General features: G+C 63.0%; 21 protein-coding genes. 11 read left to right on the plus strand and 10 right to left on the minus strand.

Translation table 11 applies throughout. The features are described from left to right. Positions 1-38: 38 nt before the first annotated feature. On the plus strand, positions 39-1,361 hold the full coding sequence (locus S101446_RS03200) for an MFS transporter (protein WP_087607583.1): 1,323 nt from the start codon (positions 39-41) through the stop codon (positions 1,359-1,361). A 74-nt stretch (positions 1,362-1,435) separates the two neighbouring features. On the opposite strand, the gene S101446_RS03205 is transcribed toward S101446_RS03200, so the two are convergent. The 6 genes from S101446_RS03205 to S101446_RS03225 form a co-directional block, all read right to left on the minus strand. Continuing rightward, on the minus strand, positions 1,436-2,122 hold the full coding sequence (locus tag S101446_RS03205; protein ID WP_231289870.1) for an EcsC family protein: 687 nt from the start codon (positions 2,120-2,122) through the stop codon (positions 1,436-1,438). Positions 2,123-2,159: 37 nt separating this feature from the next. Beyond that, positions 2,160-2,318, minus strand: coding sequence for a hypothetical protein (locus tag S101446_RS17605; RefSeq protein WP_167376401.1), 159 nt, complete (start codon positions 2,316-2,318; stop codon positions 2,160-2,162). Between the two features lie 19 nt (positions 2,319-2,337). Beyond that, positions 2,338-2,763 (minus strand): DOPA 4,5-dioxygenase family protein, encoded by a 426-nt coding sequence (locus tag S101446_RS03210; RefSeq protein WP_010508354.1) that lies wholly within the window; start codon positions 2,761-2,763, stop codon positions 2,338-2,340. Between the two features lie 55 nt (positions 2,764-2,818). Beyond that, positions 2,819-3,430 carry a YceI family protein gene (locus S101446_RS03215; RefSeq protein ID WP_087607584.1) on the minus strand — a complete coding sequence of 204 codons (612 nt, stop codon included), beginning with the start codon at positions 3,428-3,430 and terminating at the stop codon, positions 2,819-2,821. Between the two features lie 227 nt (positions 3,431-3,657). Beyond that, positions 3,658-3,912, minus strand: coding sequence for a hypothetical protein (locus tag S101446_RS03220; RefSeq protein WP_053323696.1), 255 nt, complete (start codon positions 3,910-3,912; stop codon positions 3,658-3,660). A 147-nt stretch (positions 3,913-4,059) separates the two neighbouring features. After that, positions 4,060-5,028, minus strand: a complete 969-nt coding sequence (locus S101446_RS03225; protein ID WP_010508446.1) for a S24 family peptidase — start codon at positions 5,026-5,028, stop codon at positions 4,060-4,062. Positions 5,029-5,122: 94 nt separating this feature from the next. On the opposite strand from S101446_RS03225, the gene S101446_RS03230 reads away from it, so the two are divergent. Next, the gene (locus tag S101446_RS03230; RefSeq protein ID WP_053323672.1) at positions 5,123-5,959 is read left to right on the plus strand and encodes a bifunctional DNA primase/polymerase; all 837 of its coding nucleotides are present in this window, start codon (positions 5,123-5,125) and stop codon (positions 5,957-5,959) included. A gap of 1 nt (position 5,960) precedes the next feature. Next, positions 5,961-7,244, plus strand: coding sequence for a VapE domain-containing protein (locus S101446_RS03235; RefSeq protein ID WP_087608815.1), 1,284 nt, complete (start codon positions 5,961-5,963; stop codon positions 7,242-7,244). A 40-nt stretch (positions 7,245-7,284) separates the two neighbouring features. Here the strand turns inward: S101446_RS03235 and S101446_RS03240 are convergent, their stop codons facing one another. Further along, positions 7,285-9,108 carry an amidohydrolase gene (locus tag S101446_RS03240; RefSeq protein WP_087607585.1) on the minus strand — a complete coding sequence of 608 codons (1,824 nt, stop codon included), beginning with the start codon at positions 9,106-9,108 and terminating at the stop codon, positions 7,285-7,287. A 402-nt stretch (positions 9,109-9,510) separates the two neighbouring features. Between S101446_RS03240 and S101446_RS03245 the strand changes: the two genes are divergently transcribed. After that, positions 9,511-10,074, plus strand: a complete 564-nt coding sequence (locus S101446_RS03245) for a DUF6456 domain-containing protein (protein WP_087607586.1) — start codon at positions 9,511-9,513, stop codon at positions 10,072-10,074. 96 nt (positions 10,075-10,170) lie between these two features. Here S101446_RS03245 and S101446_RS03250 read toward each other — a convergent pair whose 3' ends face one another. Then, a complete protein-coding gene (locus tag S101446_RS03250; RefSeq protein WP_087607587.1) occupies positions 10,171-10,809 on the minus strand; it encodes an HNH endonuclease in 639 nt (212 codons plus the stop codon). A 229-nt stretch (positions 10,810-11,038) separates the two neighbouring features. Here S101446_RS03250 and S101446_RS03255 point away from each other — a divergent pair, with 229 nt between their 5' ends. From S101446_RS03255 to S101446_RS03270, 4 genes are all read left to right on the plus strand, one after another. Continuing rightward, positions 11,039-12,118: a DMT family transporter gene (locus S101446_RS03255; RefSeq protein WP_087607588.1), complete on the plus strand. Its 1,080-nt coding sequence runs from the start codon at positions 11,039-11,041 to the stop codon at positions 12,116-12,118. 146 nt (positions 12,119-12,264) lie between these two features. Further along, positions 12,265-13,053, plus strand: coding sequence for a carbon-nitrogen hydrolase family protein (locus tag S101446_RS03260; protein ID WP_087607589.1), 789 nt, complete (start codon positions 12,265-12,267; stop codon positions 13,051-13,053). Next, complete coding sequence (locus tag S101446_RS03265) at positions 13,050-14,492, plus strand: APC family permease (protein ID WP_087607590.1); 1,443 nt, start codon at positions 13,050-13,052, stop codon at positions 14,490-14,492. Before S101446_RS03260 ends, S101446_RS03265 begins: the two co-directional genes overlap by 4 nt. 119 nt (positions 14,493-14,611) lie before the next feature. Then, the gene (locus S101446_RS03270; RefSeq protein WP_087607591.1) at positions 14,612-15,667 is read left to right on the plus strand and encodes a hypothetical protein; all 1,056 of its coding nucleotides are present in this window, start codon (positions 14,612-14,614) and stop codon (positions 15,665-15,667) included. Between the two features lie 43 nt (positions 15,668-15,710). On the opposite strand, the gene S101446_RS03275 is transcribed toward S101446_RS03270, so the two are convergent. Next, complete coding sequence (locus S101446_RS03275) at positions 15,711-17,489, minus strand: AAA family ATPase (protein WP_087607592.1); 1,779 nt, start codon at positions 17,487-17,489, stop codon at positions 15,711-15,713. A 253-nt stretch (positions 17,490-17,742) separates the two neighbouring features. On the opposite strand from S101446_RS03275, the gene S101446_RS03280 reads away from it, so the two are divergent. Together S101446_RS03280 and S101446_RS03285 are read left to right on the plus strand one after the other, a co-directional pair. Then, entirely contained in the window at positions 17,743-18,135 is a 393-nt protein-coding gene (locus tag S101446_RS03280; RefSeq protein WP_227672446.1) for a terminase small subunit-like protein, read from the plus strand. Positions 18,136-18,246: 111 nt separating this feature from the next. Next, complete coding sequence (locus S101446_RS03285) at positions 18,247-19,560, plus strand: phage terminase large subunit (protein ID WP_208620547.1); 1,314 nt, start codon at positions 18,247-18,249, stop codon at positions 19,558-19,560. Between the two features lie 9 nt (positions 19,561-19,569). Here S101446_RS03285 and S101446_RS03290 read toward each other — a convergent pair whose 3' ends face one another. Then, positions 19,570-20,208: a DUF2726 domain-containing protein gene (locus S101446_RS03290; RefSeq protein WP_087607594.1), complete on the minus strand. Its 639-nt coding sequence runs from the start codon at positions 20,206-20,208 to the stop codon at positions 19,570-19,572. Positions 20,209-20,324: 116 nt separating this feature from the next. Between S101446_RS03290 and S101446_RS03295 the strand changes: the two genes are divergently transcribed. Further along, positions 20,325-21,737: a portal protein gene (locus S101446_RS03295; RefSeq protein ID WP_087607595.1), complete on the plus strand. Its 1,413-nt coding sequence runs from the start codon at positions 20,325-20,327 to the stop codon at positions 21,735-21,737. The last annotated feature ends 7 nt before the right edge of the window (positions 21,738-21,744 follow it).

Genomic DNA, 21,744 nt, shown 5'->3' on the forward strand with positions numbered 1-21,744 from the left:
CGTACGGCCCGGCCTGAAATTTCAGCGAAAGCAGGGTAATGGGGAACGGGCAGGCGCTTTCCGTAAAAGAAAAGATGGCCTATGGCTGTGGTGATGCCGCCTCCAACATGATGTGGGGCATGACGTCATCCTACCTGATGTATTATTACACGGATATCTACGGCCTGCCGCTGGTGGCCGTATCGTGGATACTGCTGGTGGCGCGTGTGGTGGATGCCTTCTGCGATCCGGCCATCGGCTATGGCGTTGACCGGATTGGCGGGCTGGTCGTGCCGCGCCTGATCCGCTTCCTTGCCATTCCCTTTGGCCTGACGGGTTTCGCGTGCTTTCTGGCCCTGCCGCTTTCGCCCACGGGAAAAGTCGTGTGGGCGGGCGCGACCTATATCGTGTTTGGCGCGATCTATTCGTGCATCAATACGCCCTATGGCGCGCTGGCCGTCATGATCAGCCGCACCGCGACGGGGCGGGTTGGCCTGAATGCCTTCCGCATGATGGGGTGCCAGGCCGGGTCGCTGCTTGTGGCGCTGCTGACCATTCCCGCCATCACATGGCTGGGTGGGGGCGACAGCGCGGCGCAGCACCGGTATGGCATGGCGGTCTATGTGCTGGCCCTGTCGGTTCTGGGCAGTATCCTGTGGCTGTGCGTGGCGCGTGGCTGCACCGTGCGGCATCCCCCGGCACCCGTGCGGCAGGATCTTAAGGTCACGCTGCGCCATCTGCTGGGAAACCGGCACTGGGTGCTGAGCAACCTGCTGGCGTTCTTCTATTTCGTGGGGCAGGCGGCCCTGTTCGGGTTTGCGCTGTATTATGCGCGGGTCATTCTGGGTGGCACGGAGCAGTTGGGCGCCAATATCATTACCTTCATCACCGTCCTGCTGTTCGCGGGCGTGCCCGCGTGCCTTCCGCTTGCCCGGTGGGTGGGAACCGTCCGCACCGGGATCATATGCCTGATCGCGCAGGGGGCGGCCTATCTGGCGATGGCCGTGGCGGGGGCGTCCATGACCGGGTTCTTCCTGTCCGCAGCCCTTCTGGCGCTGGCGCAGGGCGTGATGTCGCCGCTATATTACACCTTGCTGGCGGATGCCGTGGATGATGGTGATCCACGGACCTCGACCGGGTCGGCGGGCCTTGCGTATTCGATCAATACATGGGTCACGAAGCTGGCGATGGGGCTGACCGGCTTTGTCCTGGCGCAGTTCCTGTCACAGGGCCATTATGTCGAGGGCGGGGTTACGCAGCCACCGGGTCTGTCATTCTGGATCATGGCCGGATTTGTCTGGCTGCCGCTGGGGGCGGTGTGCATGCAGGCGCTGTGCCTTCTGGCATGGCGCGACAGAAAACGCGTGCGGAATGATGCCTGATGCCTGCACTGGAAACCGTGGACGGGATCGTTGCCAGATCGCCATGCCGCCTGTCACGCAATGCGGGCGGGCGCTTATGCTTCCGTGTCGTTCCTGTCATCATGTGGCGGCGTCAGGCGGGCGGGAATGGGCTGCGTGATGAACTGCCGGATGGCGGCGCGGCCAATGCGGTTGGTTTTCAGGCCGTCAAACGTGCCGCCAATCACGCCGCCCAGCACGGGCACGGCCGCCGCCGCGCCACCGGCCAGACCCCGCGCCGCGACCGCGTGCAGGGCATGGCGGGCGAGGTGCTTCTTGGTCTCGACCACGACGCGGTTGCCGATATTGTTCACGGCGGCGGACCCGGCAATGGACAGGCCGATATTCTTGGCCACTTCCTCCAGCCCCACTTCGGTCAGGCAGGACAGGCACGCGGCCTTGACGTCCGCATCACGGATGTCATGCCCGCCCATGACGGCGATGGCCGTAATCATGCGCACCTGCACATACAGCACGCCCGCGACATTGGCGGGCAGGGCAAGCGGCAGCGTGGCCAGGCCGCCCAGGCCGCTTATGAATCCCGCCGTCGCGGCCTTGGCATTCTGCCGGCGGATCAGCGCGCGCGCCGCCCGCAGCGTATCGCCGCCATTGCGGGCCAGGCAGGCGCGGGCCACGTCTTCCGCCGATCCGGCCCTGCCCACGCCCGCGACGGACGCCTGATACGCCCAGTCAATGAAACGGGTAAGGGAGGGATCAGGACTGTCGTGCGAACCGGCCATCATGCTTCCATATGGAAACACGGCCGGAAAATAAATGGTTTTATGCAACATGCCCGCATGCGATGCCGGCCGGCGGGGTCATAAGGCCGTTTCGTATGGCATGGATAAAAAACAGAAGCTTCCGGGCATCGCCTTTTTCCAGCAAAGCCGACGTTTCCTGAAGCTTTTTGAAAAAAGCTTCACCAGAAACTTCTGTCATTTCCAGACGGTCCCGCCGGTCACATGGCCTTTGCATCGGGCCGGGTATTGATTTCGCCCACGCCATCGGGCTCGGATGTCTGTTCGGGCAGGCGGTCGGACAGCAGCGCGCGGGGGCGGCCGATCCACATGCTGTCGCGCATGTGGTCGCGGCGCGGGTTGGTGGTGCCGGGATGGATCAGGATGCTCAGGCCCTGATGGTTCAGCATGAGCCACGGCACCAGCGCCGCGAACAGGTCGGTGCCAAACGCCACCTGGTACATGGGCGCGACGTGCGGGCCAACCGCGACTTCGTGCCAGCGGCCCAGCCTGACGGCGAAACGGTCGGCGATCTGTTCCCGCAGGCGGGCTGCCGTGTCACGCGTGGCCGTGTCGTCAAAATAGACATGGGCGTGATAGCAGGCGATTTCATCCAGCGTGCGGGGGGCGGTCGTCTGGTCGGTCATGGGGGGCGCGCTTTCTGTGCGATTGAGCCGTGGGGCGATTGAGTCGTGGGGCGATCTAGCCGCGGGCGGCAGGGGTGGCGGGCAGGGTGATGCGCGTTTCGGTGCGCATGCGGGGCCTGACGGTGTGCAGCATGGTGGACATGCCCCACTGGCGGCCGTCGAACGTGCCGGTGCTGTCCAGCATGGTCAGGGTGTTGCCGGTAAAGACCATCTGCGTATCAAATGTCATGGGGTGGGTCTGCCCGCGCATGGTCAGGCGGCCAACCATGCGCGACCGGACCTGTCCCTTCACCACGCGGGGGCTGCAGTCGCCCACGTAACGGGTGGTGGGGAAGCGGTCACTGTCCAGCATGTTGCCCGATTTCGCGGCCTTGCGTTCCACCACGGTGTCCATGTGTACGCTGGTCGCGTCCATGGTCAGGTCGACATGGCAGGTCTGGCGCGACAGGTCGTAATCCAGCGTGCCCGACACGCGGGCGAACCGCCCCTCCATCGCGCCCACCACGCTGTCGGCATGCAGCAGCACGGTGGTGTTGGCGGGGACCAGGGCCAGGTGCTGGCTTTCTGCCCGGGCGGGATGGGCCGGAAGCGTGGCCATGCACAGCACGGCCATCGCGGGCAGGTGGAAACGGGCGGGAATGGATGTCGTATCGGTCATGACAGGCATAACGCCGGTCATGGCATGGGGTTGTAATACAGGGGATATGCGGGCAGCAGGCATGAAGCATCCGGGCAGCGGTGGCGGGCGCAGGATGTGTGCCTAGGGGGTGAATGCGGCGTCAGTAGGGCAGGGGGCAGGCCAGTCCGCCGGACCCTGCCCCGCCATGCGGTGTGCGTACGCCGCGCAACGGGACAGGGTGCCGGGCCATTACGGCAGGTGATGCCGGATGGGTCTTACTTCGTGCAGTTCTTGTCGAACTCGTTGTGCAGGTCCTGTTCGTTGATCTTGATTTCGCCGCGATAGACCGTCTGTGGTTTCAGGTCCACGCGGGCGCCACCAATCATGACGGTGGTGTCCGTGTTGATTTTCCATTCACCGCTGGGCTGTTTGCTTACGGCCTTGCAGAAGTCATTTGCGCCCTGCGCCATGGCCGGGGTGGCAACGGCCAGCGCCGCCAGCGTCGCGAGTACTGAGGCAGACTTGAACATGTCTTGCTTTCCTTCCTTTTTCCCCGGCGTCATGCGCCGGGCGGGAAAACAGGACGCCCTGAATACGGCAACCATTTGGCAACATAAAGTTACAATTGAGCAGTTTCGGCCCTGCCTGCCCTGCCTGACACGCCCGCCGGGACGCGCCTATTTCCACACCCACTTGCCCACCACCCGGCCGTTTATCACCAGGTCGGATGCATCGACCTCATCGACAGGGTAGGTGGGATTGACGCTGATGATGCGGATGCGCGGGGGGCGGGAATTGGGGACCAGCATCAACTGCTTTATCACCACGCCCATGCCGTTCCACAATACGTACACCCCGTCGGGCGAAGGGACGCGGTGGCCGGTATCAACCAGCACGCGGTCGCCGGCGGCGAATTCCGGTTCCATCGAATTGCCCGCCACCCGGATGATCGCAAGCCCGCCGGTGTCCGGCAGGTAGTTGCGGATGAAGTCGCGCGGGATGCGCCATGAATCCAGCGTCGGGTGCCCCTCCCCATCGCCACAGGCGGTATGGTCCACGATCGCGCCGGCGCCGGCCTGCGGGGATATGTCGTATTCATGCACCGTTATCGCCCCGTCATCGGCCTGCGTGGGCATGGTGGCGCGTTCGGCGCGGCTTATGCTTTCGTTCAGGTCGGTGGCGCCGGGCACGATGCCGGACAGGGCCCAGACCTCGCTCGCGGCGATGGGGGGATCGCCCCGGTCGGTCAGCAGCGGCACCAGCTTGCGCACAAGTTCGACAGGAATATACTCTTTTTTCAGCTTGTTTTCATAAAAGGCATAGCTGGAAAACCTGTCCCCCAGCCCCACGTCACGCGCCAGCGCGCGCACGGTATAGCCCGCGCGTTCACGCAGCGCCTTCAGCCGCGCGGCCGCTGGCCCCGGATTGCCGGCCGCCCCCCCGCGCAGCAGGTCGCTGGCGGTGCAGCCCAGCACGGCGGCGACCTTTTCCAGCCGGTCGCCGCCGGGATTGCGCGACTTTCCGCGCAGAATGTCATGGACATAGGTTTCGTTCAGGCCCGCCAGCTCGGCAAGGCGCTTTTTGTTGAGGTTCAGCAGCGCCATGCGGCGCTCGATCTCGGTGGCGGCGGGGGAGCGTGTATCCATAATGGGAACTGTCCCATAATCCGCCCGCCCTGTGTAGAGGGGATATATCCCATTATTCCTTGACGGAGTGGGATATGTCCCATAAAACCCGCCCATGACCGACACGATCCCGCCCGACCTGTACCGCGTGGCCCGCATGGGGTGGCATGTGCTGCCCGTGCATGCGGCCTCACGCGCCGCGTGTTTCCGTGGCGCGGTGGACCATGCCACCTGTGACCCCGACATAATCGCCCGCTGGGCCGCGCGCTGGCCCGGATGCGGGTGGCGGGTGGTGTGCGGGCCATCGCGCCTGTTCGCGCTGGATGTGGACCGCCCCGGCACCCATGCCGCCGACGGGGTGGCCGCCCTTGCCGCGCTGGTCCGCCGCCACGGCCCGCTGCCGCCACGCCCCATGACACGCACCGGCGGGTCGGGCGGCGCGGTGCTGTTCTTCCGCCATGACGGGCAGGCCCTGCGCGGGCAGGCGGGCTGTCCGGCCCCCGGCCTGGACCCGCACCGGGGGCGGCAGGCGGTCACCATTCCGCCGGGCGCGCACCCGGCCACGGGCGGGGCGTATACATGGCGCGTGCCGCCGTGGGATGTGCCGCCGCCACCCATCCCGCACTGGCTGGCGGCCCTGCTGGCCCCCGCGCCACAGCCCATGCCCCCGCGCCGCATGGCGGCCGACCGCGCGCCGGGCGTGCTGCTGCGCGCGCTGCATGCCGTGTGTGACGCGCCGGCGGGCATGGCCAACACCACGCTCAACGCCCGCGCCTATGCGCTGGGGCGGTGGTGCGGGGCGGGCATGATGGACATGGCGCAGGCGCGTGATACATTGCTGCATGCGGCGCAGCGCCGCCGGATTCCGCTGAACGAAGCCCGCGCCACCATCCGTTCGGGCCTGAATGCGGGGCTGCGCAACCCGCGTCCCGTGCGCGGGGGACGACCCTGACATGGCAGGGGTCACACCTGCCGGGGCGGATGCGCCCGCCAGTCCCGCATGGATGGACCTGCTGGCCCGTGGGGCGGGGGGACGGATCGTGCCATCGCTCAGCAACTGCCTTGTGCTGCTGGGGCATGACGCGCGGCTGCGCGGCATGCTGGCATGGGACGAATTCAGCTGCCGCCATATCATCACCCGCGCCGCACCACCGCCCTATGACAGTGCGCAGCCAGCGCCCGGGCCCTATCCCCGCCCGATGGAGGACATGGACGCCGCCCTGATCCAGGCGTACCTGCAACGCGCCTATGACCTGCCGGTCAGCCGCACGGTGGGCGAGCAGGCCTGCCGCACCGCCGCCATGATGCGCCGCACGCACCCCGTGCGCGAATGGCTGGACGGTTTGCGGTGGGATGGCACGCCGCGCCTTGGCGCATGGCTGCACCATGCGCTGGGCTGTGCGGATGATGCGTACCATGCCGCCGTGGGCGCGCGTTTCCTGTGCGCCGCCGTGCGCCGGGTGCGCAGCCCGGGGTGCAAGTTCGATTACGTGCCGGTGCTGGAGGGACGGCAGGGCATGGGCAAGAGCCGCCTGCTGGCCACGCTGTTCGGCACGGCGTGGTTCAAGGACGACCTGCCGCGCGACCTGGGGGAAAAGGACGCGGCCCAGGGCCTGCTGGGGGTATGGGGCGTGGAAATGGCCGAACTGCAGGCGCTGGGCCGCAGCAGCGCGCGCGACGCCAAGGCATTTTTCAGCCGCCAGCATGACCGCTACCGCCCCACCTATGGCGCGTTCGAGGTCACCCGCCCGCGCCAGTGCGTCTTTGCCGGCACCACCAACGAGGAGGAATACCTGACCGACCCCACCGGCAACCGCCGGTACTGGCCCATCACCTGCGCGCATGCCGACGTGGCATGGGTCGAAAAATGGCGCGCGCAGCTATGGGCCGAAGCTGACCATGTCGAGGCCACGTCCCCCATGCCGCTGTGGCTGGAGAACGGGCATGTCGGCGCCATCGCCCGGCAGGCGCAGGACAGCCGCATGCATGAAGATGTCTGGCGCGACCCCGTCACCGCATGGCTGCGCATGGGGGGACAGGCGCAGGTGCGCATGGCGGATGTGCTGCACCTTGCCCTCGGCCTGCCGCGCGACCGCCAGGACCGCATGGCGCAGAAGCGCGTGGCCACCATCCTGCGCGGCCTTGGCTGGACCCGCCGCAGGCTGCGCTGCGCCACGTCCGGGCCGCAATGGGTGTGGGTCGCGCCGGCGGGGGATGGGAAGACGCCGCCTTCGTGAAAAAAGGCGGCGCCCGGAAACGCCTGTCAGTCGGGGCCGGTTACCGCGCCGGGCCGGTCGTGGCGTTCAGGGCGATGGACCCGTCGCGGTTATAGACGACCTTGCCCCCCACCATGGTCAGCAGCACTTTCGTATTGGCGATGTCCGCCGCCGGGATCTGCATCACGTTGCGGTCCAGCACGATCAGGTCCGCCAGCTTGCCGCGTTCCAGCGATCCCGTCAGCGTGTCCGAACGCAGTTCCCATGACGAATTCATGGTGATCGCGCGCACCACCGCGGGGCGGGGCAGGCCGGGGGCGTCACCCAGCGGGTGTGAATATTTCTCGCCCGCTTCGGGGGCGTTGGTGCGGGTGACGCCCACCTTCAGCGCGAACCATTCGTTCAGGCGGTCCACCGGCCAGTCGGAACCATAGGCGATCCGCGCCCCGGCCTTGTACAGCGGCCATGCGGGCTCCATCGCCTTCGCGCGTTCGGGGCCGAGGAAGTCGCGGCCGGCATCCACCGTATCCGGTCCTTCCTTTTCCCACTGGAACGACAGCACCGCCACGGCGTCCAGCGGCCTGTAGCGCGGCACGTCGGCGGGGGAGACCAGTTCGTCATGCGCGATGGCGGGGCGGAAATCGGCATGCGGCAGGTGTTCGCGCACGTACTGCACGCCATCCAGCGCGATATGCACCGCGCCATCGCCATCGGCATGCATGTGCGGGTCAAACCCGGCCTGCACCACGCCCTGCAGCAGCGGGCCAAGGACCGCGGGCGGGAAATACGGCGCGGGCCCCAGCGACGTGCCGGGCACCCAGTTGGGCGCGTCCTTCGTGCCGGCATTGACATAATAGGGCTGCAGCACGCGGCCGGTCAGTTCGGGGGCTGCGATCACCCCGTCCATGAAAAACTTGACATTGCGCACGGTAATGCCGGGGTCCACGCCAATCGGCCCCTGATCGTATTTTGCCGCGATGGCTTTCAGCCGCTGCACGTTGCCCGCCACATCGGTGCCCGTGGCGGGTTCAACCAGCGGGGCGAAATGGGCGCGGGCCGTCAGTTCGCCGCTTTTCTGCAGCGCGGTATAGCTGGACAGGTCATCATCCAGCGCCCATGCGTCCAGGAACCCGGTAATGCCCTGTTCACGCATGGCCGCCAGCGACGCGCGGGCCGCCTGCACGTTTTCATCCGCGCTCAGCGGGGGATCGACACGTTCGACCAGGTCCTGCGCCACGTCCTCCAGCACGCCGGTGGGCTGGCCCTTCGCATCATGCACGATCTCGCCCCCTGCGGGGGCCTTTGTCGCCGCCGTGATGCCCGCCATGCGCAACGCCGCCGAATTGACCAGCGTGGTATGGCCAAAGGTGGACCGCACCACGATGGGGCGGCGGGGGTCGATGCGGTCCAGGTCTTCCTTCGTCAGGCGCACGCCCGCGGGCTTCATGGCCTCCTGAAACCAGCCGTGGACCACCAGCGTGCCATTGGCGCGACGCAGGGCGGGATTGGCGGTGCAGGCGCGCACGCGCTGGCTGAATTCGTCATGCGTCAGGGCCAGGTAGTCCAGCGAGCAGCCCATCAGGCTCTTGCCCCCGTCCAGCGGGTGCATGTGCCCGTCCACCAGCCCCGGCATCATCATCCGTCCACCCAGGTCCACGCGCTGCGTGGCGGGGCCGACATAACGCCCGGCCTTCGCGTTGCTGCCGACATAGGCGATGTGCCCGTCCTTTACCGCCAGGGCCTGGTACACATGGTCCTTTTTATCAACGCTGTAGATATAGCCATTGGTAAAGACGACATCGGCCGGCACGGTCCGGGCCATGGCGGGCGACGCGCATGACAGCAGGGCGGCCATGCATACGGCATGACGAAACGACAGTCCCATGGAACATGATCCCCATAAACATTACGGAACGACAATAGACGGCGCTTCCGGCCCACTGTCAAACGGGGGTTAAGCAAACACTCAAGCATGGTTTTACATTGCCTTATGTAATTCCGGCACCGGCCCGGCAAGGCGGTCGGGCGTACCCCTGTTCCCTCCGTACCCCTTGCAACCGCAAACTTTCCATGGCGGTCCCTTATCCATGCTCCGTGACTGAAATTGTTTTCCAAGGGGTACGGAGGGAACAGGGGTACACCCCGACCAGAAAGCGCGGAAAACCGGGGGGTGTGGCGTGGCGTGCCTGTACCCCTTGGCCTCGGCTGCAAGGGGTACGCCCGGGCGTGCCGCCTGCATTGCGGGCGGTTAGTATGAAAATATCATACAGATTGCACAGGAAACGCCATGTCCGTACCCCTTGCCCGTACCCCTGACGCCCCCGAAGGGGAACGCCGCCGCGTGGCCGCCATCCTGCGCGCCGACCGCCGCGCGCGCCTGGCCGCCCGTGACATTGCCATGGGGCTGAAGCCCGACATGGGGGCCGATGGCCCCGCCGCCCGCGCCCGCATGGTGGTGCGGGACTGCGTGGAACTGGCCCCGCGCACCCCGCGACAGGCCGTGCGCCGGGTGCGTGACGCGTGCATGCTGGACCGCCTGTTCCACCGCGCCAACGCCGCCCTGACCGCCGACCAGCACGCGGCGGGCCTGCGGTTCCGCGCATGCTGGCTGCGGGCCATGCGCGGCGGGCGGCTGGTGCAGCGCTACACGCCCCATACCGGCACGGGCGGCGGCACGATGGAGGAGACCGAGGCCAGCATGCACGCCCGCCGCGCCATTGACCGCGCCCTGTCGCTGCTGACCCCGGCGTGCGGCCGCGTGGTGTGCGCGGTGTGTGGCATGGACGAAACCCCCGGCACGCGCATCCGCACGCTGCATGCGGCGCTGGATATCCTGCATGAACGGTGGTGAGGGAAGATCAGAAAAATATTTTCAGATAGGAGGCCGAGCTTTCATTTCTGGTCGAAGGAAAAGTTTTATTATAACAGAAATAATAGAAATAAGTAATTATTTCATAATTATGTTTTTTATTTCAGAAACACTGTATGGACGATCTTTGCGGCTATGCGCGATACGATGACAGTTTGGACAGAGGCAGACCAGATCATCAAGGTTTGTAATCGTCGCCTCCGTTAAATTTCCTAGCGGCATTATATGGTGCACATCAATAATATATTTATCTCCATCTACTTTCTCGCGATAAGCGCAGGCCTGGCAGGTAAAATCATCTTTCTTTTTCCTCTTCTGAACCAGTCGTGGATCACGCGATCGACGTAAATACTTTTTTTCTTCTAAAATACCTTCCAGACCTTCATGATACGTTAGTTGATCGGTTTCAGGTTTTGCCTGCGTGGGGGACAGGTATTCCGGCAACAGCGCCCAGACGCCTTTTCCATGACCTTGAACACTATAAAATATTGCTTTTCTTTTGGAAGGGTCCTGTCTTTGAAAATTCAATGAACTTTCTGCATGATCTTCTACGGTTCTGCGGATGCTGGCCTTGGCATGTGTCGTCCAGTTCGCGCCGCGTGAAGTTCTACGTGCTTTGGCAAGTGGATATATCTCGTCATATCTACCTTTGCCACCCAGTGTATTCAAAACATGTATCAGATCATCCAGCCATGAACCTTTTTTTATATGTTTCATCTCCGCGTCCCGAATATTTATTAGAAAATTACCATATATTCAATGTTTATACTAGCATATAACAACCTGAATGATAAGCCAATGAGCTCTTGTGCATGGCCACGGCGCTTAGATGTGACTACAGAAAAAATAATAATTGGAAATGATGGGCTGAACAGCTGACACGTTATTCCATCATATCCCCATATCTCCATGGCCCCCGCCGGATGCCGTATGGTATGAGTGGGGGATGAACAGAACCGGTCTTGTCCTTGCCCTGCTGTCCGCCGTGCTGTTTGGCGCCAGCACGCCATTTGCCAAGCTGCTGCTGGGTGGCATGTCGCCCCAGATGGCGGCGGGGCTGCTGTACCTTGGCTCCGGCCTCGGGCTGGCGCTGATGCTGGGGGCGCGCGCGGCGCTGCGGCTGCCCAGCCATGACGAGGCCGCATTGACGCGTGCCGACCTGCCGTGCCTGCTGGGGGTGATCGCCACCGGCGGCGTGGCCGGGCCGCTGCTGCTTATGATCGGGCTGGCGCGCAGTGACGCGGCCAGCGCGTCGCTGCTGCTGAATATGGAAAGCATCGCGACCCTGCTGATCGCGTGGGTGGTGTTTCGTGAAAACGTGGACCGCAGGCTGCTGTTTGGCGCCGCGTGCATCGTGGCGGGGGCGGGCGTGCTGTCATGGCAGGGGCACGCGGCGGTGGCGCCCGGGGCGCTGTACATCATCGCCGCGTGCGTGTGCTGGGGCATTGACAACAACCTCAGCGGCCGGCTTTCGGCGGCCGACCCGGTGCGCATCGCCATGATAAAGGGGGTCGTGGCGGGGGGCGTCAACCTGTGCGTGGCGCTGGTGGCGCAGCATGCCAGCGTGCCGGGCGCGGGGGTCGTGGCGGCGGCGGGGGTTGTGGGCTTCCTGGGCTACGGGCTCAGCCTGGTGGCGTTCATGCTGGGGCTGCGCCACCTGGGGGCGGCGCGCACGGGGGCGTATTTCGCGATGGCCCCGTTTATCGGGGCGGTGGTGTCGGTGGCCCTGTTCCATGCGCATGACATCGGGCGGCTGGCCATTGCGGGGGCGTTCATGGCGGTGGGGCTGTGGCTGCACCTGAGCGAACGCCACGATCACGAACATGTGCATGAGGAAATGGAACACACCCACCGCCACGTGCATGACGAACACCACCAGCACGAACACGGCCCCGATGACCCGGTGGGCGAACCCCACACCCACCGCCATGTGCATACCAGGCTGGTGCACAGCCACCCGCATTACCCCGACCTGCACCACCGCCATGACCACGACCACGATCCCGGCCACACCCACGCGGCCTGAGTGCCGGTTGCCAGGGGTCTGTGGCGAAGCGTTTTGCAAAAAGCGTCGGAAGACACCCGCCATGACGCAGGCGGCAAGATTTGTGTTGCGTCGGGCGGCGGGCATGATACCCATTGCGAATCAGCAATAAATCAGGACCTTACATCATGCGCGTGGCCGGCCTACAGACAGCGGGAACCCCGGGGGATATTGACGCCAACCTGCGTGAACTCGACGCCACGCTGGCGCGCGCGGCGGGGCAGGGGGTGGACCTGCTGGTAACACCCGAACTGTTCGTGACCGGCTACGACATTGGCGACAGCCTGCATGACCTGGCGCGCTTCGACGCGGTGGGGGCGGTGCGCAACATCGCGATGGCGCGCGGGGTGGCGGTCATGGTGGGGTATGCCGAACACACGCCCGACGGGCTGTACAACAGCGCCATGCTGCTGGACCGCAATGGCGCGCAGGTGCTGCATGTGCGCAAGCTGCACCTGTTTGGCGACATGGAACGCGCGTTCTTCCTGCCCGGCGCGCAGCCTTCCGCCGTCGTGCCCTTTGGCGGGGTGCGCGTGGCGGGCATGATCTGTTATGACGTGGAGTTTCCCGAATATGTCCGCCACGTGGCGCAGGCGGGGTGCGAGGCGCTGCTGGTGCCCACCGCGCTGATGGAGCCATACCTGTTTTCCGCCCGCGAACTGGTGCGCACGCGGGCGTGGGAAAACCAGATCTACCTGGCCTATATCAACCATACCGGGCGCGAGCGCGACACGGTTTACGTGGGCAACAGCCGCATCATCGCGCCCGACGCCACGGTGCTGGCGCAGGCGGGGATGGAGGAGGCGCTGCTGGTGGCCGATATCGAACCCGGCCTGGTCGCGCGCGCGCAGCGTGAAAACCCCTTCCTGGCCGACCGCAGGATGGACCTGTACCGTGACATGGGCCTGACGGCATGACCGCGCGGGCAGACGCCGCCACCACGACCACCGCCACGACCAGCGCCGCATGCGGCACCGCCAGCACGGGGCGGCTTTCGGGCAACCTGGGCGTGGCGGAAATCATCTTCATGGTCATTGCGGCCGCCGCCCCCCTTACGGTCATAAGCGGCAACGTGCCGCTGGCGATCACGCAGGGCAACGGGCCGCTTGCATGGACCGGGTTTGTCGCGGCGGCGGTTGTGCTGCTGCTGTTTTCGGTCGGGTTCGTCGCCATGACGCAATACATGACCGAAGCGGGCGCGTTCTTCAGCTATATCCGCGCGGGGCTGGGCGCGCGGTGCGGGCGGGCGGGGGCGTTCCTGGCGCTGCTGACCTATACCGCCATACAGCTTGGGGTTTACGGGTTTTTCGGCTGGTCCATGGATGACGCGGTGCGCCAGTGGGGCGGCCCGGCCCTGCCGTGGTGGCTGTACGCGGCGGGCGTGCTGGCGGCGGTGGCGTTGATGGGCTACCGGCATATCGACCTGAGTTCGCGCGTGCTGGGCGTGGCGCTGGTGCTGGAAATCGGGGTGGTGGTGGTCATGAATGCCGCCATCATGTGGCACCCCATGCCCGTCGCCCCCGTGCCCGACGCGGGGCAGGCGGCGGGGCCGTTCGCGGTGGCGCTGCTGTTCGCCATTACCGGGTTCATCGGGTTCGAGGCCACGGCCATTTTCCGTGACGAAGCCCGCGACCCGCAGCGTACCATTCCACGCGCGACCTATGGCGCGGTGGTGATCATCGGCCTGTTCTACGCCATATCGTGCTGGTGCGTGATCCATGCATGGGGGGCGGACAGCATTACCGGGGTCACGCGCGGGTTTCTGGACCACGGGCAGAACATCGTGCTGGAAACGGCGGGGCGGTACGCGGGCCGGGTGATGCAGCAGGCCATGCAGGTGCTGCTGCTGACCAGCCTGTTCGCGTGCCTGCTGTCGTTCCACAACATCATTGCCCGTTACCAGCTTGCGCTGGGGCGCGAGGGGATCATGCCCGCCTTCCTGGCCCGCACGCATGACCGCCATGCCTCGCCCCACGTGGCGTCCGTGGTGCAGACGGGCACGGCCAGCGTGCTGCTGGTGGCCGCCGCACTGTCGGGGGTGGACCCGCTGGTGGATATCTTCGGGTCGATGGCCGGGATTTCGACCATCGGCATTGTCGTGCTGATGATCCTGACATCAACGGCGGTGGTGGCGTTCTTTGCCCGCCGGCGTGACCTGTCGCGCGGGCGGCCGTTCAGCGCGACGGTCATTCCGTGCGTTGCGGCGGTGGCGTTGTGCGCGGTGCTGTATGTGATCATGGTCAATTTCACCCGCATTACCGGCCTGGCCGACCGGACCAGCCTGATGCTGGCGGTGCTGCCGTTCGCGGTGACGGGGCTTGGGTTCTGCGTGGGCCGGACGGCGACGGCAGATTAAGGTTTTCAAACCGGCGGGTACGGACGATCGCGCCCGCTGCCTGGACCCTTGCCCCGCCGGATTGACACGGCCATCCCCCACCACCCATCATGACCCCGAACCGGCACGGGGAGACAGGGATGGACGTGTACACGGGCTGGGCCGAGGCTGACCTGCCGGACTGGCTGGCCACGCCGCGGCGGGATTTTGACCGCCTTGCCGCCCATCTGCGCCCCGAAGTGGAGCGGCTTCTGTCACGGCAGGGCGTCTTTGCCCCGTTTGGCGCGGTCATGGCCCCGGGTCGCTATCTGGGCGTGATCGAGACGGTGGCCGGCCCCGGCGGGCAGGCCGACAGCGCCATACAGCTTGATCGCGCGCGCGACGCGGTGCAGGACGCGGCAATGCGGACAGGCGCGCGGGCGGCGGCGGTGGTCGCCAACTGCACCGTGCTGCTGCCCGGTGGCGACGGTCCGGTGCAGGCCGCCGTCATCATGTGCGCCCACCGCGACGGCACGGCGGAAAACATCGTCTATCCCTACCGCGTGGGGGAGGCGGGCGTGACCTTCGCCCCGGCCCAGGTGAGCGAGGGCACGCAGGATATCTTCCCCCCCATCCGGCTGCGTTTCCACATACGCGAAACCTGTCCGCCCCGACCGGCGGGGCATGCGGTCACTTCGTTCGCGTTCCACGGCATCGACCGCGCCACGGTTCTGGCCCGCATGGGCCTGACGGATACCGGCACGCCACAGGACGACACCCGCCCGGCCCCCATGTCCATCGCCAGCCTGCCCGACGGGTGGACGGTGGTGGTGTGCAACGACCCGGCCACGGCGCGGGCGCATGAGGCCAGACTGGCGGCATATTCCGCTGGCGCCACGGTCGTGACCTGCACGGTGGATGAACACCGGTACGAAAGTGCCGCAGGCGGGTACCATGACGGCGCGCAGGTCTGGTCCGTAACCCACCATGGACAGGCCGTAGGCCCGCACGACCTGACCCTGACCGGCACGCCCCCCGCAGCGTTACACGAAACCATCGCCGCAATGGAGCGCGAGGAAACCGAAAGCGGTTACCCGCCGGGGATGCTGGATTTCTATTTTGATATCCCGGTGGAGGCGGTGTTTGCGGTTACGGGGTTTCGGTATTGTGCGGGGCTATCTGGGGATAGACTAAGTTGTTTATGTATCGCAAAATAATATTATTACATTTTCATGCAAAATTTCATATAATTAAAATAAATTATCTTTTTCTTAATATACGTGTGATAATTGTTTTCAAATCTTCAGCAATCCCTACTCCTTCAGGAACTAATGAACCAAGTATTCCTTTAAGTTTTCTTTGTTGGCAAATTTTCCTTATTTCTGACATAAGATCTTTTCCGACGAAAACGTATGTTTCATTTTGGGCAGAAATTTCTTTGTAAGCTTGATCTGATCCCAATAAACATTCTCGACCATTCTTATATTCACTGATAACATTTGTTATTTCATTACGCTTTCTATTAAATGTCGTTCGTGCACTTCCATCATTCAGATTACGCATAGCAATGTTGATTATATCCTCGGCATCTTGATACGAGATTCCATATGTTTTTGCGACAACAATTGGATTAATATAATAAGACTCTATATCTGACCCTTGCGTAAACCATACATGCAAATTTCTAGATGAATAAGATTCCCTATATAAAGATTTATCTTTTTCCAAGAAAAAGTCCGAATCTCGATGTATAATAAAGTCCATTTTTTTTCCAAATAATTTCCTTAAAGAATTAATCATTTCTGGTTGTGGTAATTTAGAACTACCCATAGAGGGCCATACTACACATTTATTCTGGATATCAGGCCATTGAGAAATAATATTATTAAGCATATTTGTTTTTTTATCTTCTGTAATCAATATTATTTTTTTATCTAGAAGGCCCCAACCCATACTTTCACGAATATCACCATGCTCATCCATCGATGATTTGCCATTTTTCATCCATATTATAGAAGATTCAAGTGGGAGAGATCTTATTACATTTGGACTATGTGTAGTCATTATAACTTGACAATCAAAAACTGCAGATGCCTCAAACAAAACAGACACTAATTTTTCTTGCGCATCGGGATGCAAATGTGAATCCGGCTCATCAATCAATATCACTCTTGGATTAAAATATACTATATAAGAAAATATTTGTATTACTTGTAAAAATCCGATTCCGGCTAATTCCAGAGGCTTATATAATTTAGAATCTCTGTCTTTCATCGATTTTGTTTGGAAGTTTGCTTTTATTTTATAATCATCATTTTCCGAAAATGAAACATCCAAATTAATTTCCCCAAATATTTTTGATATAAAATACTCAATTTCAACAAGAGAATTTTCATGTGTTTTAGATTTTTTCTCTTTTAGTAATAGTAAAATATTTCTTAAAACGGTATTTGCATCCCCAGATGCAGCATGTCTTTGTACTATTCTTTTTGATCTTTTTTCTTCAAAAGCAGGTATGCCAGCCAATCCTGGTATATATGCCGAAGCTTCTCGAGAAGGAGATCTAATTGTTAATATAAAGCTATCCTTTGATGGTGCGTGTACGCTTATACCTTCATTCCTGGCTGATTTTATATACGTTTTTGTAAAACAAAAATATTTATTATCCATTTCGCTTTCAAAATATACATTCATTTGTGGTGAGTTTTGTGTATTGCCATATTCTGTTGTGTGAGACGAATTTTTATAGTCTGGAGAAGGCATGTAAGTTGCATCAAGTTCGGAAAGAGTCGAAGCTTTTTCTCTATTTGGCTCAATTTTTTTATTCCGGCAGCTTTGTAAAATCCAGTGTATCGCTTGAAGAACAGAACTCTTTCCGCTTCCGTTTGTACCAACTAAAACAACAAAATCACTTAGATAAAATTCTGATGAATTAATTGCTTTGAAATTTTCAATTTTTATTTTTTTCATTCTTAGATATGTTGAACTAGATGCAGCAGTAGGTGGGGAAAGAAGTTTAACATTTTTATTACCGGGCATTTAAATGACTATCCTTTTATTTATATTCATAATATATCATGCAATTTTGAGCGATTGTTACGTCTAATTTAGGGACATTCTGTCATTAAGACAAGCACACAACCCGTGCGATTCTTAGCGAACACCAATGACATGATTGCCACCTGCACGGTTTTTCCGCATAACAACCCTATCATGACACAACCGCGCCCGGACCGCCCCACACGGCAGCCCGGGCGTTTTCATGTCCGCCGGATAACAGGGAAGGATGACCATGCCCGAACCCGCCACACCGGGCGCGCGGCGCGGGGCGTACAGCCGCAGACTGGCGGAGGAAATCTGCACCCGGCTGGCTGACGGGCACAGCCTGCGCGCGATCTGTGCCGATCCGGCCATGCCGCACCGGGCCACGGTGTTCCGCTGGCTGCGCGACAATGCGGGGTTTCGCGCCCTGTATGCCACCGCGCGGGAGGCGGCTGCCGATACGCTGGCCGAGGAAATCATAACCATAGCCGACCGCGCCACCGGCCGTGACGACGTGCCCGCCATCAAACTGCGCATGGAGGCACGGATGTGGGTCGCGACCCGCCTGCGCCCGCCGGCTGACCGGCGCGAAGGGGGGAATACCATTGCCATCACGATCACGACCGATGATGCGGAACTGTAAAAACAGAATAGAAGTTTCTGGGTGCCGCCTTTTTGAAAAAAGGCGGTGTTCTTCAAAGCTTTTTGAAAAAAGCTTCCCCAAAAACTTTTTCTACTTTCAGGGAACAGGCTTTTGAAACACGCCTTCAGCCTGACACCGGACCAGCGCACCGCCAACCAGCTGCTGGGCGGTCCCGCAACCCATATCCTGCTGCGCGGCGGCGCGCGGTCGGGCAAGACGTTCGTGCTGGTGCGCGCGGTGGTGATCCGGGCGCTGAAGGCGGCGGGCACGCGGCACGGCATATTCCGCCACCGGCTGAACGCCCTGCGGGCCACCGTGCTGGCCGATACGTTTCCCACCGTCATGCGGCGGTGCTTTCCCACCGTGCCCTGGGCGCTGTCGCGCACCGACTGGACGGTGGAAATGCCCAACGGGTCGGTCATCCTGTTTGGCGGGCTGGATGATGACGACCGGACGGAAAAGATACTGGGGCTGGAATTCGCCACCGTCTACCTGAACGAAGCCAGCCAGATCACCTATGGCGCGCGCAACATGCTGCTGACGCGGCTGGCGCAGAAATCGCCCCTGGCGCTGAAGGAATATATCGACGCCAATCCCCCCACCACCGCGCACTGGCTGTACCGCGTGTTCGAGGACGGGGTGGACCCCACATCCGCAGCACCGCTGGACCGCGCGCGCTACGCCACCATGCGCCTGAACCCCGATGGCAACCGCGCGAACCTGTCACCCGAATACATGGCGCAGCTTGAGGCCCTGCCGGAACGCGAGCGCAGGCGCTTCATGCTGGGCGAATATCAACAGGCGGTGGATGGCGCGTTGTGGCGGATGGAGGATTTCCGCCGTGCGGCCGCCGTCACCCCCGCAACCCGTGGCCGCGTGGCCGCGACGATGCGCCGCATTGTCGTGGCGGTGGACCCGTCGGGCTGTTCAGGGCCGGAGGATACGCGATCGGACGAAATCGGCATTGTCGCGTGTGGCGTGGATGCGGGCGGGAATGGCCATGTCCTGACCGACCTGTCGCGGCGGGACAGCCCGGCGGGGTGGGCGCGCGCGGCCCTGCAGGCGCAAGTGGACTGGGGGGCGGAACGCATCGTGGCTGAACATAACTTTGGCGGTGCATTGGTCGAGGCCACGTTGCGCGGCATCAACCCCAACGCCGCCCTGCGCATGGTCACGGCCAGCCGGGGCAAGGCCGCGCGTGCCGAACCCGTGGCGGCGCTGTATGAACAGGGGCGCGTGACCCATCACGGCACCTTCGCCATGCTGGAGGAACAGTTGTGCCAGTTTTCCGCCAGCGGCTATCACGGCCCGCATTCCCCCGACCGGGCGGATGCGCTGGTCTGGGCATTAAGCGACCTCATGCTGTCCACGCCGCCCGCCGCCCCCGCGCGATGGGTGCCGACGCGCTTTACGCTGGGGCGGTAAAGGGGCGGATCATGCCGGGGCCGCGCGGAAATACCCGTTGATGTCCACCCGCGCGCCGGGCGGAAAACGCAGCAGGGCAATGCCGGTCCGGGCAAAGGCGGCATCAACCAGCCCGTCACGATACTGGCGTTCGGGGTGGGCGTGGGTGCTGTCATCCAGTTCGATCCCCAGCACAACGGTGCCGCTTTGCACATGCACCACCACGAAATCGATGGATTTGGAGGCGATCTTGAAAAACGCCTGCCGGTTGGCGTCACGGTCCGGCCCGCGCGGGGCCATGAAATCCGCCAGCCTGACCTGCGGGCAGACGTAATAGCCACGCGGCACCTGCGCCACCAGTAGCGACAGCACGCGCCGTTCCCATTCCGACAGCAGCGCAGTGGGCTGGTACAGCCGCACCGCCCAGTCGTAATCGGTCATGGAAACGGGCACGCTGAACCCCGCATCCACCACCGGCGCGGGCGGGACCGGCGGCGTGGCGGGCGGGCGTGGCGCGGGGCGGGGTGGCGCGGGCTGGAACGGGAGGGTCGCGGGCGGGTGGCCATGCCGCCTGCGCCATGCGCCCGCCACCACCGCGATCGCAACGCCCACCACGCCAATTTCCACCGCCAGGCGAACCGGGGCCAGAAGCAGGTGAGTGATATCCATTTTCTTTTTTTCTCCTCCACACGGTCGAATGCCCCACGGCGGCCTGTCTATCGCGGTTTCGCCGCCGCATCACCACCAAATCCGCACCCCGTCGCCAATCATACCGGAGAGACAGCATGGACTGGCAGGAACTGAGGAAAACATACCCCCGCGACCCGGACCTGCCCGCGCGCGCCCACCGGCTTGCTGCCCTGGGCCGCGTGCTGGGGGGCACGCAGTACGACGCCATCCCCAACCCCTTCGGCACCGAATATAACGGGGCGGGGGAATACATTCCCCTGTCACAACGCCGGCCGTCGGTGCGCACCAATATGTGCCGCGCGGTGGTGGATGACGCGGTGTCGCTGCTGTTTGGCGCCTCGCACTGGCCCACCACGGCGGCCACCGACCCCACATTGCCCGGCATACTGGCGCAGGTGGCGGCGGGCACGGCGCTGCCCGCGCTGATGATGGATGCGGCCACGCGCGGGTCGGTCGGTTCCGTCGCGGTGCTGGTGGAGGCAGTGGACCGCCGCCTGCGCTTTGCGGTGCATGACACGCTGTACCTGACCCCGCGACGGGATGGCGCGGGGGAACTGTCCGCCATGACCGAATGCTACAAGGTCACGGGCGCGACGCTGGCGGGGCAGGGGTGGCCGGTCGGCCCCGATGACGCGGCAGCCATATTCTGGTGGCAGCGCATATGGGACCGCGCGGACTGCCACGTCTACGTGCCCCGGCGGGTCGATGCGGGCCTGCCGACGCAGGTGGACCCCACGCGCAGCACGCACCATGGGCTGGGCTTCGTGCCATGGGTATGGATGGCCAACCTGGCCGCCCCCGGGGTAGTGGACGGACCCTGCACGTTCGAAGCCGCCATCGATACGGTGATCGAATGCGATTACCTGCTGTCGCAATCCGGGCGCGGCCTGAAATACAGCGCCGACCCAAGGCTGGTGATCCGCGCGGGGCCGGACCCGTATGCCGATGGCACGCCCGCGTCATCTGGTGGGGCGGCATCCGCCCTGACGCTGCCGCTGGACGGGGATGCCAAGCTGCTGGAAATCAACGGCGATGCGGCGGGCGCCATGCGCGACCATTACCGCGAACTGCGCGCCAGCGTGATGGAGCAGATCCACGGCAACCGCGCGCAGGCCGACCGGCTGAGCGCCCCCGCGTCGGGCCGCGCGATGGAGATGCTGTACCAGCCCCTACTGTGGCTGGCGGACCGGATGCGCCTGTCATACGGCGAATACGGGCTGCTGGCGCTGTACCGCATGGTGTGCGCGTTTTCCCACGCCATTGCCGGTGGCCTACGCATTAACGGACGCGATTACGCCGGGCTGGACGCCGATGGGCTGGCACTGCAGTGGCCGCCCTATTTCGCGGGGACGGAAGCCGACCTGGCGCAACTGGCGCAGGGGCTGGATACGGCGGTGCGCGGCGGCTTCCTGTCGCGGCAGACGGCGTGCGTGATCCTGGCCGCCCGCGCGGGCACGCCCAGCCCCCACAGCGAGTGGGCGCGTATCGGCACCGAACGCCCGAACTGATTTTTCA

Origin of the sequence: Komagataeibacter europaeus, from assembly GCF_002173515.1 — a bacterium.
Lineage (GTDB): Bacteria > Pseudomonadota > Alphaproteobacteria > Acetobacterales > Acetobacteraceae > Komagataeibacter > Komagataeibacter europaeus.